At 51.5% G+C, this 15,630-nt stretch carries 16 protein-coding genes; 4 read left to right on the top strand and 12 right to left on the bottom strand.

The window, feature by feature from the left end:
- Entirely contained in the window at window positions 1-1,017 is a 1,017-nt protein-coding gene (locus H1D31_RS11775; protein ID WP_008607588.1) for an efflux RND transporter periplasmic adaptor subunit, read from the bottom strand.
- 227 nt (window positions 1,018-1,244) lie between these two features.
- Between H1D31_RS11775 and H1D31_RS11770 the strand changes: the two genes are divergently transcribed.
- The 4 genes from H1D31_RS11770 (at window position 1,245) to H1D31_RS11755 (ending at window position 5,018) form a co-directional block, all read left to right on the top strand.
- Window positions 1,245-1,904 carry a DUF2982 domain-containing protein gene (locus H1D31_RS11770; protein WP_261259070.1) on the top strand — a complete coding sequence of 220 codons (660 nt, stop codon included), beginning with the start codon at window positions 1,245-1,247 and terminating at the stop codon, window positions 1,902-1,904.
- 57 nt (window positions 1,905-1,961) lie between these two features.
- Window positions 1,962-2,297, top strand: coding sequence for a hypothetical protein (locus tag H1D31_RS11765; protein ID WP_008607590.1), 336 nt, complete (start codon window positions 1,962-1,964; stop codon window positions 2,295-2,297).
- A 211-nt stretch (window positions 2,298-2,508) separates the two neighbouring features.
- Window positions 2,509-4,164 (top strand): DUF342 domain-containing protein, encoded by a 1,656-nt coding sequence (locus H1D31_RS11760; RefSeq protein WP_261259068.1) that lies wholly within the window; start codon window positions 2,509-2,511, stop codon window positions 4,162-4,164.
- 95 nt (window positions 4,165-4,259) lie between these two features.
- Entirely contained in the window at window positions 4,260-5,018 is a 759-nt protein-coding gene (locus H1D31_RS11755; protein WP_261259065.1) for a YggN family protein, read from the top strand.
- 19 nt (window positions 5,019-5,037) lie between these two features.
- Here H1D31_RS11755 and H1D31_RS11750 read toward each other — a convergent pair whose 3' ends face one another.
- The 11 genes from H1D31_RS11750 to H1D31_RS11700 all read right to left on the bottom strand — a co-directional run bounded on the left by H1D31_RS11750 (window position 5,038) and on the right by H1D31_RS11700 (window position 15,601).
- On the bottom strand, window positions 5,038-6,090 hold the full coding sequence (locus H1D31_RS11750; RefSeq protein ID WP_261259060.1) for a succinylglutamate desuccinylase/aspartoacylase family protein: 1,053 nt from the start codon (window positions 6,088-6,090) through the stop codon (window positions 5,038-5,040).
- Window positions 6,090-7,007 carry a 30S ribosomal protein S6--L-glutamate ligase gene (gene rimK / locus H1D31_RS11745; protein ID WP_008951500.1) on the bottom strand — a complete coding sequence of 306 codons (918 nt, stop codon included), beginning with the start codon at window positions 7,005-7,007 and terminating at the stop codon, window positions 6,090-6,092. The genes H1D31_RS11750 and rimK overlap by 1 nt, the downstream gene beginning before the upstream one ends.
- Window positions 7,008-7,077: 70 nt before the next feature.
- A complete protein-coding gene (mgtE, locus tag H1D31_RS11740) occupies window positions 7,078-8,427 on the bottom strand; it encodes a magnesium transporter (RefSeq protein WP_261259057.1) in 1,350 nt (449 codons plus the stop codon).
- A 24-nt stretch (window positions 8,428-8,451) separates the two neighbouring features.
- Window positions 8,452-9,414 carry a magnesium transporter CorA family protein gene (locus tag H1D31_RS11735; protein ID WP_261259055.1) on the bottom strand — a complete coding sequence of 321 codons (963 nt, stop codon included), beginning with the start codon at window positions 9,412-9,414 and terminating at the stop codon, window positions 8,452-8,454.
- 60 nt (window positions 9,415-9,474) lie between these two features.
- Window positions 9,475-11,322: a DUF885 domain-containing protein gene (locus H1D31_RS11730; RefSeq protein ID WP_261259053.1), complete on the bottom strand. Its 1,848-nt coding sequence runs from the start codon at window positions 11,320-11,322 to the stop codon at window positions 9,475-9,477.
- 21 nt (window positions 11,323-11,343) lie between these two features.
- On the bottom strand, window positions 11,344-12,486 hold the full coding sequence (gene hemW / locus H1D31_RS11725) for a radical SAM family heme chaperone HemW (RefSeq protein WP_261259050.1): 1,143 nt from the start codon (window positions 12,484-12,486) through the stop codon (window positions 11,344-11,346).
- Window positions 12,483-13,088, bottom strand: coding sequence for an RdgB/HAM1 family non-canonical purine NTP pyrophosphatase (gene rdgB / locus H1D31_RS11720; protein WP_065955117.1), 606 nt, complete (start codon window positions 13,086-13,088; stop codon window positions 12,483-12,485). Before rdgB ends, hemW begins: the two co-directional genes overlap by 4 nt.
- A gap of 9 nt (window positions 13,089-13,097) precedes the next feature.
- Complete coding sequence (locus H1D31_RS11715) at window positions 13,098-13,529, bottom strand: DUF4426 domain-containing protein (RefSeq protein WP_008607602.1); 432 nt, start codon at window positions 13,527-13,529, stop codon at window positions 13,098-13,100.
- Between the two features lie 13 nt (window positions 13,530-13,542).
- A complete protein-coding gene (locus tag H1D31_RS11710; RefSeq protein ID WP_008607603.1) occupies window positions 13,543-14,082 on the bottom strand; it encodes a YggT family protein in 540 nt (179 codons plus the stop codon).
- A gap of 15 nt (window positions 14,083-14,097) precedes the next feature.
- Window positions 14,098-14,913, bottom strand: a complete 816-nt coding sequence (gene proC, locus H1D31_RS11705) for a pyrroline-5-carboxylate reductase (protein ID WP_065955116.1) — start codon at window positions 14,911-14,913, stop codon at window positions 14,098-14,100.
- Window positions 14,906-15,601 carry a YggS family pyridoxal phosphate-dependent enzyme gene (locus H1D31_RS11700; RefSeq protein ID WP_065955170.1) on the bottom strand — a complete coding sequence of 232 codons (696 nt, stop codon included), beginning with the start codon at window positions 15,599-15,601 and terminating at the stop codon, window positions 14,906-14,908. The genes proC and H1D31_RS11700 overlap by 8 nt, the downstream gene beginning before the upstream one ends.
- Between the last annotated feature and the right edge of the window lie 29 nt (window positions 15,602-15,630).

Genomic DNA, 15,630 nt, shown 5'->3' with positions numbered 1-15,630 from the left:
TTAGCCCTCAATTTTGCTGATAGTGACGCCGGTGCGGACCTTTTGCACCCCTTCGACAATAATTTCATCGCCCTCAGCTAAGCCTGATTCCACTTCTACCCAGCCAGGGATCCGCTGGCCAATTTGCACTTCCCGTTGTTGCACACGGTTTTCGGCATCGACAACAAACACATATTGCCGGTTCTGTTGCGGCACCAAAGCTTTTTCAGAGATTTGCAGCACCTGCCGGTTATCCAGTTGCAAACGGACATTGAGCAGCATACCTGGTCTTAACATCAGGTTATCGTTCGCAATCCGGCCATGAATAGTCACTGAGCGGGTCACCGGATCTAATCGGGTATCAATGGCGGTCACTTCACCTTCAAAAGGTAATTTGCCGTACGCAACGTTAGTTACAGTAAGCGGCATACCGACGGCCACATCGGCCAGATGCCGCTCAGCGATCCGAAATTCTACCCGTAACTGTTGAATATCATCCAGCGTAGTGATCACGGTGCCAGCATTAACGAAGGCGCCGCGGCTAATTTGACGCAAGCCGAGAAAACCACTGAATGGGGCGCGGATAGTCATGTCATTGAGCTGTTGTCTGGCAATATCCAGTTGTGCCAGGGTGCTGTTAACCCGGGTCTGTTGCTCATCCAGCAAGGATTGGGCGGTAGCCTGGGTGGTAGCCAGATTTTTTAAACGGTCAAGTTGCCGGCGCTGCTCGGTTAGTACAGCTTCCAGTTCGGCGACCCTGGCTTTTTGCTGCACGTTATTTAAACGTGCTATCACATCGCCGGCATTCACTTTCTGGCCTTCGCTAACATTGAGTTCGATTAAGAATTCGCTGCTTGGTGCAATTAGCTGTACCGAGTTATTGGCGATACCGGTACCTATGGCACTGACTTCCCGCATCATTTGCTGAGTGCTAACGGTGGCAGTTTTAACGGCAACAGCACCGCCAGGCCCACGGCTATTGCCATTGCTTTGTTGAGATTGCCAGTACAAAAAGCCAACAAAACACAATAAGGCCAATAAAATGAACCATATCAAGCGAGAGTGTAAAGGCGCCAAGGGAACTCCAATTTAATCAAAAAATAAACTCAGGGTATTGTATGGAAAGAATCGCCGTTCAGATTTCCTGTTATCGCACTCATCCTGCGGTCTGTCGTATCAGTCTAGCTGGTTCATGACGGTTAACCCAGAAGCGGTGAAATAACGTAAGATAATACAACAAGATTATGACAACGCGAGGTCGCAGTATGAAACAGGGGTTTGCTGGTTCTGCCAGTAGTGGCGGTGCCAGATTATTATTGAGTAGTTTGGCTGTATTACTGTTACTGCTGTTGTACACCCTGTTGTTCGCCAGCCAGTTTAGCTGGTGGTTGGGTATTGCTTATATGGCGTCTTTATTGGCAGCATTTCTGGGTTGGGCAAAATTGGCTGAGCCCAAATATAGTTTGGAACTTGATGAGTATGGCATCCGCTACTGTCACCGGGCAGGCAGTTGCCGTCTGGATTTTAGTGCCTTTGCTTATTGTGCGGTGCCGGAGCTGGATGGTAAGCCACTGGCTTTTATCGGCTTTAAGATCACAGATTTCGATGCGTTACTGCAGCAATTGCCGTTGCGGTTAGCGGTCAGAATGATGACAGAGCAGCGACCGCTGTATCTGGAAGCGATCCGGCAAAGCTGTGCCAGCGGCCAGTGTGCCACTGAGTTGTTAAAAGAAAAGGACTTTTTCAACAGTGGTAAACAGCGCTATGACGGTGTTCGAGCCGCCTTTGCGCAGCGTATGCAACGTCTGGCAGAGGCTTGCGGCTTTGAGTTTATGGTGCCGGTTAATGTATCGGCAGAGGTGGCCCAGCAATGGTGTCAGGCGATAAACAAGCAGCGGTTGGCCAGCTTACAAACAGGGAACTAGACACTGCTAAACTGCTGTATCATAATAACCTTAATCTAAACAACCGGCAGAGTAGTAATGAATAATTATGAAAAAGCTTTTCTGGTCAGTGGCCGGAATACCATCATTCATAAAAATAAAAAGCTGGACCTGGTGATTATTAACGATGATCAGGACCCGCCAATTTTGGTATCTCGACACGGCGTAAAAGTTTTTGAGGACGCAGTGCCATCTAGTCGCAGCGAAGCCAAGGAACGCTACCTGGAGTTGGTGGACGTATCGAGTGTCGATGTGTTCGGTGAGACTAAGACGTTGTTGTTTATTCAGGCGCTAAACAACAAAGAATATAAAATCGAGTATACTAAAAAGGGTACGGATATGTTTATCCGGGTTCACCAGGATAACTATATTTAACTACCCTTGGTGAGGTAGATAGCCAGAATAACGCGCTGACCAGCAGACAGCGCTTGCTTTTATGTAAAAAATTTGGTTCAGTAACGGCATCTTGTCTCAGGTAATGCTTTTTTCTTATAACGGATAGTGAAGTCCGGCCAGCACAGGGTGATAGCAGGAAGTAACTGACAAAAGCAATACCTGATAACTCCCTGAAGTAATGGGAATATTTATGGAATTTACTGAGCACGACCTCAATATAATAATCAAAGTGCCGGTTTCTGCTGCACCTCTGACTGCTGACGCCCTAAAACAAGCCATCATTGATGCCGGTTACGGCCGCTGCTTCCTAAACCAGAATAATCTGGCGAATCTCATCGCAGAATATCAGGAATACCAACAAAAAGTTAAAGCCATGACTTTGGCCGAAAACGCCAGGGTATTGACCTATCCGATTGCTGAGAAACGCCCTGCTCAGTTGGCATTTGAGATCGCCGAAGACAAGATGGCCGCCTATGCGATTATTACTGCTGCTTGGGGCGGTGCACCTATCTCCGCTAACGAGCTGGTGAAGGGCGCACAACAAGCCGGTATCGTCTTTGGTTTTCAAAAAGAAAATATTATCCGGTTGGTGCAACAAGCCAGCCGGGCCGAACCCGGTAGTCGTTTGAAGCTGGAAATTGCGACCGGCCGAGCCGTGGTCAATGGTATGAACTCGCGTTTTGAACCATTGATTCCGGATATGGTGCGGCGTCGTAATCAACCCTTGGTGGAGTCGGAGGCGAAAGCCGACTTACGTGACTTTGGCGCTATTCCTGCGGTTGCTGCGGGCCAGCCACTCATGCGCCGCTTTCCACCCACTTCTGGTGAGCCCGGTATCAATGTTGTTGGAGAAGCACTGCCGGCAGTGCCTGGCATCTTAATGGAGTGGCAATTAGGGCCTGGTGTCGGACTGAGTGCCGAAGATCCGGATCTGTTATTGGCAACTCAGGACGGTTTACCCCGAGCCATCGACAATGGTGCAACCGTTGACGAAGTTTTTACCGTCAAAAATGTTGATCTCACCACGGGGCATATTATTTTCAAAGGCTCAGTGGTTGTCACCGGTAATGTGATTTCTGGTATGAAAGTGGTCGCCGGTGGTAATGTCATTATTCAAGGTGTTATGGAAGGGGACTTAGTCGAAGCGGGTGGTGATATTAATATTGTCGGCTCCATTATCGGTCATCAACTTAATCCGCAGAGCGAGTCCCCTGAATACAGCACAGTGATCAGAGCGCAGGGCGATATTAATTGCAATATTGCGCAGTATTCTGCTTTTTTCTGCGGTGGCCAACTGATGGCGACCAAGTATCTGATGCATTGTTCGGTAGAGGCTGACACCGTGTTAGCGGGCAGTGGCGATAAAATTACCGGAAAAATTGTCGGTGGTCATTACCTGCTTGGTAAAACCTTGAGCTGCGGACAACTGGGATCTCCCTCCAGCGGTGTCGTGGTAATTAAAGTCAACCGTCATCTGACCCCATTATTGCAGCAACAAGAGTTAATGCGCAGTCAATTGAGCCAGGCCAGAGCGGTTTTAGATGAGCTAAAGCAGCGTATTGATAAGCAACGTAAATTACTGGCTGGCCAGACCGACGAGTTAATTCAGAAGCTGGAGCAGGAGTTTGCTGAGCAAAAAGAGCTGGCTAAAGCACTGATTGACGAGGTGCGGGCGTTGGAAGAGCAGCGGTTATTGTTGTTACCGGAGTTAAAGGTAAAAGCCATCCAGCAGTTATTCTCGGCAGTTGAAGTGCAATTTGGTAAAGAAATTATCCGTAGTCGCCGTGAGTACGGGCCTTCAGTTATTGAAATTCAGGATGGCCATCCGGCGATCAATCCACTGTAGTGCGACCAGGGGTAGCGTCTATGCGGTATTGAGTAATGCGCTCTGCTGGCTTTTTCTCTAAGCTATTCTCAGGTCTGGTTGGTAGGTGTCTGGTTGTGCGAGTTATCTGTTTTTTATTACTGCTAGTCAGTTCACCGCTGCTTGCCGACTGTAATATGGCCTTCCGCTATGGTGTGCTGATCTCTCCGGATCAGATCCGCATTATGCAAAATAACCGCACCTTCGTTCAAATCAATGAAGATAAACAGCTTTTTATCAAAGGCGAATGGTTTGAGCTTGAAGATGATTCGCAACAGTTACTCCAGCTCTATGCCCAGGGCTTGCGTCGTTTTGTACCGGAAATTGTTAGCCTGGCAGTGGATGGCGTTGAAGTTGGCTTATCCAGTATCGAGGCGATGTTGGCTGGTGTGGGTAATAAGTCGCAGCAAGCCGAGTGGCGTGCCCTGATCCGCGAAACCACCTTTCAATTTTTATCGCGCTTTGTGCGCACCGGTGATCATTTTTATCTGGCACCACAAAGCTTAAACGAGCTGGATAATTTCCTAAACGGTGAACTTAAACCGCAATTAACCATGCTAGCCCGCCATACTGTTGGTGCTGTCTGGGGCGCTTTGCGTGATGCACTGCGCCAGTCAGACAGCAACTTTGAAAAGGCCGACAGTCAGGATTGGCAAGCAGTAAATCAACTGATGGATAAAATCACCCTGGGTATGGATCAGAAAATGGTTGAGCTGGAAGCGAAATCAGCGCTGTTTTGTCAGCGAATGCGTGAGCTGGATGACATCGAAACCAAGCTGCAGCAGCAACTGCCTGAGCTGGCTGAATTTGATGTAGTGGTCGAAAAGGCGCCCTAGCTCGTGTTGAGTTTCTAGCTTAGACCACGCCATATTCATCGGTCAGCGATAACGGCATCGCATTGTCTACTTCGTCACTGATCGCATCCAGCGTCTTCTCGGCCTCCTCCAGTGAACTGACCTCCGCAATATGAAACAGCGCTTCGCCTTCATTCACCAGCGGCAGATTAGTGCGGCCGATAATCACCCCGGATAGCGTCGCCGTAACGGCAACCTCAAAGTCGGAATAAGGCGAATAGATATGCGCCAGCAGATCGCCCTGCTGTACGGTTTGCCCCAAGCTGACATAATAACGGGCGATGCCATCATGCTCGGCCCGCACCCAGCTGCTCTTCTTCGAAAACAGCGAGCGGGTTTTACCGAGTCGCTTGCCGCGACTTAGCATACCCAGTTGCTGCATCACATTGACGATACCGCGTACCCCAATCTTAATGGATTGCTCATCAAAGCGCAGTGCTTCGCCGGCTTCATAGAGTAAAATCGGGATCCCTAAATTGTTGGCGGTACCGCGCATGGTGCCATCGCGGCTGGCCGCCTTGATAATAATCGGCGCGTTAAAGCTTTCAGCCATACTCAGTGCCACCTTATCCTTGGCACTGGCTCTGACTTGCGGCAGGTTACTGCGGTGAATGGCACCGGTATGTAAGTCTATGGCATGGGTACATTTACTAAGGATTTGTTCGGTAAACTGAAACGCCATCCGGCTACCCAGGGAACCTTTTTCACTGCCGGGAAAGCTGCGATTCAGATCCCGGCGGTCCGGTAAATAACGCGATTGCTGCACAAAGCCGTAAGTATTAACAATGGGTACCACCACCAAAGTACCGCGCAACCGGTTCAGGCGGGGGACTTTCAGTAAGCGGCGGCAAATTTCGACCCCGTTAATTTCGTCGCCATGCAGCGCGGCCGTGACCAGCAACACCGGGCCGTCCTGGCGGCCATGCACCACATGGGCGCCGATATTCAGCTCAGTATGGGTATAGAGCTTACCAAAGGGGATGTCTACTACCGCCCGGCTTCCGGCCGGGATCTGACTTTCAGCGAGGAAAAAGGGGGCGCGTAGTTCGGACATTAGCCGGTTCCTTTGGTTCGGGCCGGTTTGCGGCTTTTTTGACTCAGCACCCGCTTCTCCAGATGCTGGATAATGGCAGCGGCAACATCTTTGTTGGTCGCCGCTTCAATACCTTCCAGGCCAGGTGAACTGTTGACTTCCATCACCACTGGGCCGTGATTAGAGCGTAATAAATCGACACCGGCAACATCCAGCCCCATAGTTTTCGCGGCAGCCAAGGCGGTGCGCCGCTCCTCTGGGGTCAGACTGACTTTGGTCGCGGTGCCGCCACGATGCAGATTGGAGCGAAACTCGCCGGCTTTCGCCTGCCGCTTCATCGCTGCAACCACCTTATCGCCAACGACAAAGCAGCGGATATCAGCGCCATTGGCTTCTTTAATATACTCCTGCACCAGAATATGCGCATTGAGCCCCATAAAAGCATCAATCACGCTCTCGGCCGCGGTACGGGTCTCGGCCAGCACCACACCAATGCCCTGAGTTCCCTCCAGCAATTTAATCACTAAGGGCGCACCGCCAACCATCTCAATCAGATCGGGGATATCGCCGGGCTTATCGGCAAAACCGGTGATCGGTAAGCCAATACCCTGACGGGCCAGTAGCTGCATTGAACGCAACTTATCGCGGGCGCGGCCAATGGCGACAGATTCATTCAGCGCATATACGCCCATCATTTCAAATTGCCGTAGCACGGCAGTGCCATAAAAGGTGATGGAAGCGCCAATGCGCGGGATCACCGCATCAAAACCTTCCAGTACCTCACCTTTATAGTGAATGGAAGAGCTAATGCGGTTAATATTCATATAACACATCAGGGGATCAATCACCCGTACTTCATGTCCGGCCGATGTCGCCGCTTCAACCAGACGTTTGGTGGAGTAGAGTTCTGCGTTGCGCGATAAGATCGCTATTTTCATGTTAGCTCCTGCTCAGTGATAACTACTGAACAACAGTGAGAACTGCCTGTTCTGGCAATGATGCCTGATATTATGCCAGTAAAAACAATGAACCTAAGCCAAGGAAAGCAAAAAAACCCACTACGTCGGTTACTGTGGTCAGTATTACAGAGCCAGAGAGTGCCGGATCGATATTCAGTTTATCTAACCAGCGCGGTATATAAACACCTGACACCGCAGCAATCACGATATTAATGACAATAGCGGCGCCAATAATACCGCCGATTAACCAATCACCAAACCAGAAGTAGGTAATAACGGCAATAACGATTGACCAGAGTACGCCGTTTAGCGCCGCTACGCCCATCTCTTTGCGTAGTAGTGCCATATAGGTTTGCTCGGTAATTTGCTCCAGTGCCAAGCCCCGAATCATCAAGGTTAAGGTTTGGCTACCGGCAATTCCGCCCATACTGGCAACAATCGGCATCAACACCGCCAGCGCAACTACCTGTTGTAAGGTGGCTTCAAAAAGACCAATGGTCCAGGCAGCCAGAAAAGCCGTCAGCAAATTAATACCAAGCCACAGCGCGCGGCGTTTGGCGCTGATCATAATGGGGGCAAATAAGTCCTCTTCTTCGTCCAAACCTGCGGTATGCATAAACTGGCTTTCTAGACTGCGGCGGACATTCTCCAGCGCTTCGCCAATGGATAGCCGCCCTAATAACTTGCCGTCACTATCGACTACCGCCAGTGCAGTATAACCCGAACGTGAGACGATATCGGAGCCCTGGTCCAGATCCAGCTCACCTTCAACCACAGGCGCATCAGGATCAATCAGCGGATCGACCGGTAAATGTGTCGCCTGACCGAGCAGGCGGCTGGCCTGGATCTGACCGGCATAGCGGCCAGTGCGGTCGATAACAAATAATGTATCCTGATATTCGGCATCATCCGGTAAATTCTGGAATAAACGGATTGCATCCCGCACCCTGGCATTTTTATTGATAATCAACAGGTCATGGTCGGCATAGCGCCCACACTGATCCTCATCATAGGTCAGTGCTGTCTCTAACCAGCGCCGTTGACTGGCATCGAGTCTGGAGCAGGCGTAATCATAAAATCGGGTTGGTAGCTCATCCAAAAGCTCCAGCAACGCATCAACGTCCATTTCTTCAACCAAAGTGCGCAGTTGCTGGTCATCCAACTGGCGGAAAATATTCTCCCGGGCATCGACCCGCATGTACATCAGGGCGTCAATCTGGTCGCTGACCGCCAGGCCCAAGTAGCAATTGAGCCGTTGCTCCAGCGGCATCGATTCCAATGCCAGTGCCAGCTCGGCAGGCTCCAGCTCAGTTAAGCGCGCCAGTAGTTGTTGCAGCTCATCCTCGTCAAAGCTGTCACGAACAATTTCTTCCAGATCTAAATGCGGGTGGTCAACCATAGATACTCCTGGGTGGTAACTGTGTTACCACCATTTTCTGAATTTAAACCACAACAGGCTGCCACAGCCGAGAAGGCCCATCATAAACAAGGTGATGAAGTAACCATTTTCACTTTCTAACTCTGGCATATAGCGGAAGTTCATGCCATAAACGCCGGCCAGAAAGGTCAGTGGAATAAAGATGCTACTGACGATAGTCAGTACCTTCATCCGCTCGTTGATTTGATGTGAGGTGGTCGACAGATAGCCCTGTACCAGATCACTAAGCTGGTCATAATACATCTCAGTCATCGAATGCAGCCGTTCAAATTTTTCATAAAAGTCGCGCAAATCGGCCAGCGCAAAACGCCGCAGCAGACTGTGCTGCTCTTCAAACAGGGCATCAGCAAAGAGATCTTTTTGATAGGCCAGGTTGCGACTGACTTTACGCAATACGGAGCGATAACGCATCATCATCGTCATCAGCTCGTCATTACCTTTATGCAGCATTCGGTCTTCCAGCTCACCCAATTCATCCTCAAACACCAGTAGTTTTTCCAGATAACTGGCTGCGACGATCAGCGTAAGTTGCTTCACCCAGTCGCTGATCTGGTTAGCACTAGGCTTTGCTAATTGTGGTTGCAGTTGGCTACACAGCGGTTGCTGGCGGCAATGCAGCTTGGTGATCAGAATGTCATGACAGAATAGCAGGTTAAGCTGAGCACTTTCGGTCAGTTCACTAAAGCCAGCGTCAGCATAAGCCCTTAAAATCAGTAAGTTAAATTCACCCACTGCTTCAAATTTTGGCGGGTGCCGGGATTTGCTAAAATCTTCGGCCATGGTAGCGGCGATGCCCAGGTCCTGCAGCAGTTGTTGCTCTTCTGCTGCGCTGGCCTGTTGTAAATCAAGCCACAGCGGCGGCGTATGCCGCGCATTCACTGGCAGGCGGCTGACCTGCTGTTGTTGCCAGCCTCCCAGCTCGGGATCATAATAATTGACGCTGATCATCCGTTATCCTCCATGGCGAGTGCCGCACCGCCAGGCAGTACGGCTGCTGCCCACCGCTATTTAGGCGCGTTTGCTGGCGATATAATCTTTTACCAGTTGCTCTAATACATCGAGCGGTACAGCGCCATTTTTTAGCACCACATTGTGAAACTCGCGGATATCAAAGCGCTCACCCAGTTCACTTTTCGCCAGCTCGCGCAGTTCCAGCAGTTTGATCATGCCCACCATATAGGCGGTGGCCTGGCCCGGCATCACAATATAACGCTCAATGGCTTTTACCGCATCGCCTTCTGGATTAGGGGTATTGTCGACCAGATACTGGATCGCTTGTTCACGGCTCCACTTTTTAGCGTGAATACCGGTATCGACCACTAAGCGGGCGGCACGCCATAATTCCATCGCCAGCCGGCCAAAATCAGCGTAGGGGTCCTGATAAAGGCCAACTTCTTTCGGTAGCAATTCAGAATACAGGCCCCAACCCTCAATATAGGCGGTGGCACCACCAAAGCGGCGGAATTTCGGAATACCGTCCAGCTCCTGCGCAATGGCCAGTTGCATATGGTGGCCCGGTATGCCCTCATGGTAGGCCAGCGCTTCCAACTGATACTTTGGCATATCGCTCATACGGTACAAATTGGCGTAATACACGCCGGGGCGGCTGCCATCCATCGAAGGGCGTTGGTAAAAGGCTTTGCCCGCGGTTTGTTCGCGAAATGGCTCAACCGCTTTGACTATCATCTCTGCCTTGGGCTTAACCAAGAACAGCTCGTCCAGCCGGGTACGCATATGGTCAATGACGGCAGTGGCTTCAGCCAGATAAGCCGCACGGCCTTCCTCGGTATCCGGATAGTAAAACTGGGGTGCCTCGCGCATAAACACAAAAAACTCCGCCAGATCGCCGGCAAAGCCCACCTGCTGCATAATTTGCCGCATCTCGCCATGAATGCGCTCAACCTGTTGGAGTCCCAACTGGTGGATCTGCTCGGCACTGTAATCGGTGGTGGTCATCCGGGCCAGACGGTTCTGATAAAAGGCCGCCCCATCCGGAAAGCGCCAGGCGCCATCATCGGTACCAGCTTGCTGCTCTAACTGCTGTAAAAAGCTGATCAGGCTGCGATAGGCTGGCCCAACACTGGTAATGAGTGCCACTCTGGCTTCATCCAGCAACAGCTTTTGCTCGTGCTCTGTTAACGGCAGCGCTGCCACCTTGCTGCTAAAATCTGCCAGCAGAGTACTGTCACCTTGCTCTGAAAACGGTGCGCCCTGCAGTAGATTTTCGCTGGCCGAATATAGGTGTGGAAACACAAATTTCGGCACTATGATGCCGGCTTCGGCACTTTGCGTGAGCAGGTGCTGTAACTGGCGAAATAATTCCGGTACCGCATTTAAGCGGGCGATGTAGGCTTTGGCATCGTCGACGGAGTCGATTTTATGTTGATTGATCAGCAGCGCCGGCACCTGCGAATGCACGCCAAACATCTGATTCACTGGATAGCTGTACAGGCGCCAGCGCGCATCTTCCAGCATTTCCCGCAGCTGCTTGTGCATTAACTGATAACTCAAACGGGTTTGGTTATCCAGCGCGGCAACATCAATCGCTTCCAGTAAAGCCAGATGCTGGCGGGTGAGTGCCAGTTCTGCTTCGAACGCCGCATCAGACAGATCCTGCCATTTGTCATAGTCATCTTTTATGCCGAGGCTGGTTTGTAATACCGGGTTGCGCTGCACCCGCTCGTTAAAGATTTGCTCAAACAGCTGGTTCGCGCGTTCATTCATATCCACCTGTTGCTGTGCAACCGTCGGCACTACGGCGCTGGGTTCAGCCGTTTTCGGGCCGCAGCCACTGATTAGCAGGCTACCGAGTAGCAGCGGCAGGGTGGCAGTTCGGAAAGTCAAATGTTGTCGCATAACAGACCTCTGTTTGGTTATTTAAATAAAGAGTGTCAGTAAATCATTCAGATAGCGGGCACCTTTGGCAGTAATTTGCCAATGCTCGTGGCTGACCGTTATAAGTTGTTTTTGCTCGGCTTTAGCTAGGGGGCTACTGATAACACTTAGCGGCAAACCGGTCAGGGCGCTAAAGTCACTGATTGGGCAGGGCTCCAGTAAGCGAAAGCGGTTCATAAAAAACTCAAAGGGCCGGTCTTCCGGCTCAACCTGAGTGCGCTCGTCCAGATAACCACGGCTTAAATCCATATAGCCCTTCGGGTGTTTAATCTTTACTGTACGCAAAATACTATTACGGCTGGGCAGGGTGATTTTACCGTGGGCGCCACAGCCGATGCCCAAATAATCGCCATAGCGCCAATAATTCAGGTTATGCCGGCACTGATGGCCGGCTTTACTGTAGGCTGAGGTTTCATATTGTTGATAACCGGCCGCAGCCAGCAGCTCAGCGCCGTGCTGCTGGATATCCCATAACAACTCATCCTCAGGTAACACCGGTGGCCGGCTGGCAAAGGCGGTATTCGGCTCAATCGTCAGCTGATACCAGGATAAATGCGGAGGGTTAAGGTCGATGGCTTGCTGTAAATCAGCCAGAGCGCCTGTTAGTGTCTGACCAGGCAAACCATGCATCAGATCCAGATTAAAGCTCTGTAGTGGCAGGGTCGCAGCCAGCCGCGCCGCGGCTTTGGCTTCTTCGGCATTATGAATGCGCCCCAGCGCGCTCAGTTGCTGCGTTTGAAAACTCTGCACCCCAATCGAAAAACGCGTCACTCCGCCAGCGACATAGCCGGCAAAGCGCTCCGCTTCAAAGGTGCCCGGATTGGCCTCCATTGTCACTTCTAAATCCGCAGCGACAGGGAGCCGCTGTTTAACCCCGTCCAGAATTTGGGTGATGCCGGCCGCGCTAAATACACTGGGGGTGCCGCCGCCGATAAAAATGCTGCTAAGTTGGCGGCCAGCGACCAGTGGCAGATCCTGATCTAAATCGGCCAGCAGGTGCGCAATATATTCCTGCTCCGGGATCCCTTGTTTCACAGCATGGGAATTAAAATCACAGTAAGGACATTTCTGAATACACCAGGGAATATGGATATAAAGTGATAGCGGCGGCAGGCTTAAACTCAAAGCGCGCGCTCCTTAACCTGCAGCGCGGCCACCAGTTGTCGCAGTGCCTGCCCACGATGGCTTAGCTGTTGCTTTTCTGCTTTGGTCAGTTCGGCTGCGGTTTTGCCAAGCTTTGGCAAATAAAACACCGGATCATAACCAAAGCCGCCATTGCCACTTTGCGTCAAGGCAATCTCACCTTGCCAGCTACCGTGGCAAATTAGCGGTGTCGGGTCTGCAGCATGTTGCAAATACACCAAAACACAATGAAAAGCGGCTTGCCGATGACTGGCAGTGATGCCGGTCATTGCCTCGAGTAGTTTGTCGATGTTGGCCTGATCGCCAGCGCCAACACCGGCATAGCGGGCAGAGTAAATACCGGGGGCGCCGCCCAGGGCCGCAACCGCCAGGCCTGAGTCGTCGGCAATTGCCGGCAAGCCGGTGATCCGGGCAGCATGGCGGGCTTTTAAGATGGCATTTTCAACAAAGGTCAAACCGGTTTCGTCGGCATCGCTTACGCCCAGTGCGGTTTGTGGCACAATGTCCAGCGCAAAGGGCGCCAGCATTGCCGACAGTTCTGCGACCTTACCGGCATTACCGGTGGCCAATACCACTTTTTGCATCAGCAAGTCCTATTCGGTATAGAGTTTTTGTTCAAAGTTCAGTTGCTGACGCTGATTACCCTGGCGGATATCCAGGCTAAAGCGGAACTGCTCTTCATTACGAAATGGCATGACGGCGATATAGTAAATGGCCTCGCCATCTTTAATTTCGCGAAAGGTCAGCTCACGTTGCTGACCGAGTAAGTTGCGGGCAATACCACTGATCACCACTTGCTGTGCCTGCTGGCTTTGGCTATCCAGTACCGAAATATTAATAATGGCGTTGCTTTTGTTGCGGCTTAAATTGGCGGCCCGCGCCACTTCCGGCGTTAAGAAGGTCGAGTTAAACGCGATATAATGCACATCCCAGTTACCCAACTGTTTCTTTTGTTCAGCCTGGGCGTTCGGGGTTAACAGTAGAGCAAGCAGCAAAGCGCTAATCAGCTTAAGTAGTGGGTGCATAATGGGACTCCTGTTAAACAAATCTTAACCAGTCGCTGAGCAGAATATTAATAAACTGCAGGGCGACCAGTACCACCAATACTGACAAATCCAGGCCGCCCAGTGGCGGAATAATCCGACGAACCGGCGCTAAAAAGGGTTCAGTTAACTGATGGAACACCCGTTCCATCGGGTTCCGGCCCTGACTAAACCAACTCATAATGGCCCGGATCACCAACACCCAAAACAGCAGGTTCAAGGCTTCTTTTAGTAATAACAGACCGCCTAACACAAAGCTGACACCAAGATTAAGTGACGGTGAAAACACCAGTTGCAGCACAATAAATTTGGCCGTGGCAATCAGATAGGCTAGCAGTAGGGTGGCGGTGTCTAACTGACCGAGGCTGGGGATCACCTTGCGTAATGGCAGTACCAGCGGGTTAGTGGCCTTGACCACAAACTGGCTAAACGGATTATAAAAATCGGCCCGCGCCAGCTGTAACCACAGGCGGAGCATTACCACCATCAGATAGAGCGTAAAGGCGGTATTAATAAGAAAAATTACTGCATTCATCAGATCACTCCCTGCTTAAAGCGTTTTCGCCATTTCTTCTGCACGGTCAATTGCCGCCTGCATCGCCGCAGCGACCATCTGTTCTAGGCCGGCAGCGCTGAAGCTGCTTATGGCTTCATGCGTGGTGCCGCCTTTCGACGTCACTTGCTGCCGTAATTCGTCGAAGCTGTGGTCGCTTTGTAGCGCCATGGTGGCAGCACCGAGCGCGGTTTGAGCGATCATGGCTTTTGCTTCGCTGCTGCTAAAACCGAGCTGCTCGGCTTTTTGCTGCATGGCTTGCATAAAATAGAAAAAGTAAGCCGGGGCACTGCCGGTCGCGGCGATAATATGATTAATCTGTGCTTCGTGCTCTAACCAGACCCGCATACCGGTACCGCTGAAAATATGGTCAACAAAGGCGCGCTCGTAGTTGGAGCAGCGACTGGGGAAGAGCCCTGTTACGCCCAGGCTAACAAGCGCCGGTGTATTCGGCATCGCCCGTACCAGGCGGATATCACCTAACCACTGCTCATAGCGCGCGACCGGTAAACCCGCCGCCAGGGTGATAAACAGCTTCTCCTGACATTCTGGTGCTTCGGCCAACAGTTGTTCGCACACCTGCTGCATCATTTGTGGTTTGACCGCCAGCACTATCACATCAGCCCAGCGGGCGGCCTCAATATTGCTGAGGCTGGTGGCAATCGCAAAGTCAGCCTTAAGCGCGGTCAGCTTGGGTTCACTGCGATTGGCTGCCAGAATATTTTCCGCCGGATAGCCGGCTTTTACCATAGCGGCGATGACACAACGTGCCATATTACCTGCGCCGATAAAGGCGACCCTGTTGTCATTCATGCTTGTCATAATTCCTTGCGCCAAAAATAGCCGTACCTAATCTTATCATAGTTGCGCCATATCGCAGAGCCAGTGGCCAGTCATCGGACATTCCCATCGATAATTCAACAGCTTGAGGATAGTGCTGCTGCAATAAGCGCGACAGTTGTTGCATTTGGGCAAAGTCGGCTTCCAGTCGTGCCGGGTCGGGTTCCGGAATCGCCATCAGTCCACTGAGTGTCAGGCCAGGCAAAGTGGCCACGACAGCTGCCAGCGGCAGCATCTGCTCTGCAGTGATACCTGCCTTACTGACTTCGGCACTGATATTAATCTGTAGCAACACCTTTAATGGCGGCAGATGTGCCGGGCGCTGCTCGGACAAGCGGCGGGCGATTTTCTCGCGCTCAAGGCTGTGTACCCAGCTGGCGGTTTCCGCCACCAGTTTGGTCTTATTTGACTGTAACGGCCCGATAAAGTGCCACTCCAGCTCACCCAAATGGGTAAGCGCAGCGGCTTTGCTGGCCAGTTCCTGCGGATAATTTTCGCCAAAGCGCCGCTGACCGGCAGCATAGGCCGCTTCAATATCTGCCGCAGTCTTGGTTTTACTGACCGCGATCAATTTTGGCGCCGGCCAGTCGCTGGGCCGGCTTTCGCTGAATTTGTGCAGTTGCTGATAGGCGAGGGCCAGTTGTTCTGCTATGTTATTCATCATAAATAGGTAAATTGGAGTGACTGGTT

The organism is Alishewanella sp. BS5-314 (genome assembly GCF_025377695.1).
In the GTDB taxonomy this organism is placed as follows: Bacteria; Pseudomonadota; Gammaproteobacteria; order Enterobacterales; family Alteromonadaceae; genus Alishewanella; species Alishewanella aestuarii.
The sequence above is the reverse complement of the archived record's forward strand: the minus strand, read 5'-3'. Positions and strand labels throughout refer to the sequence as shown.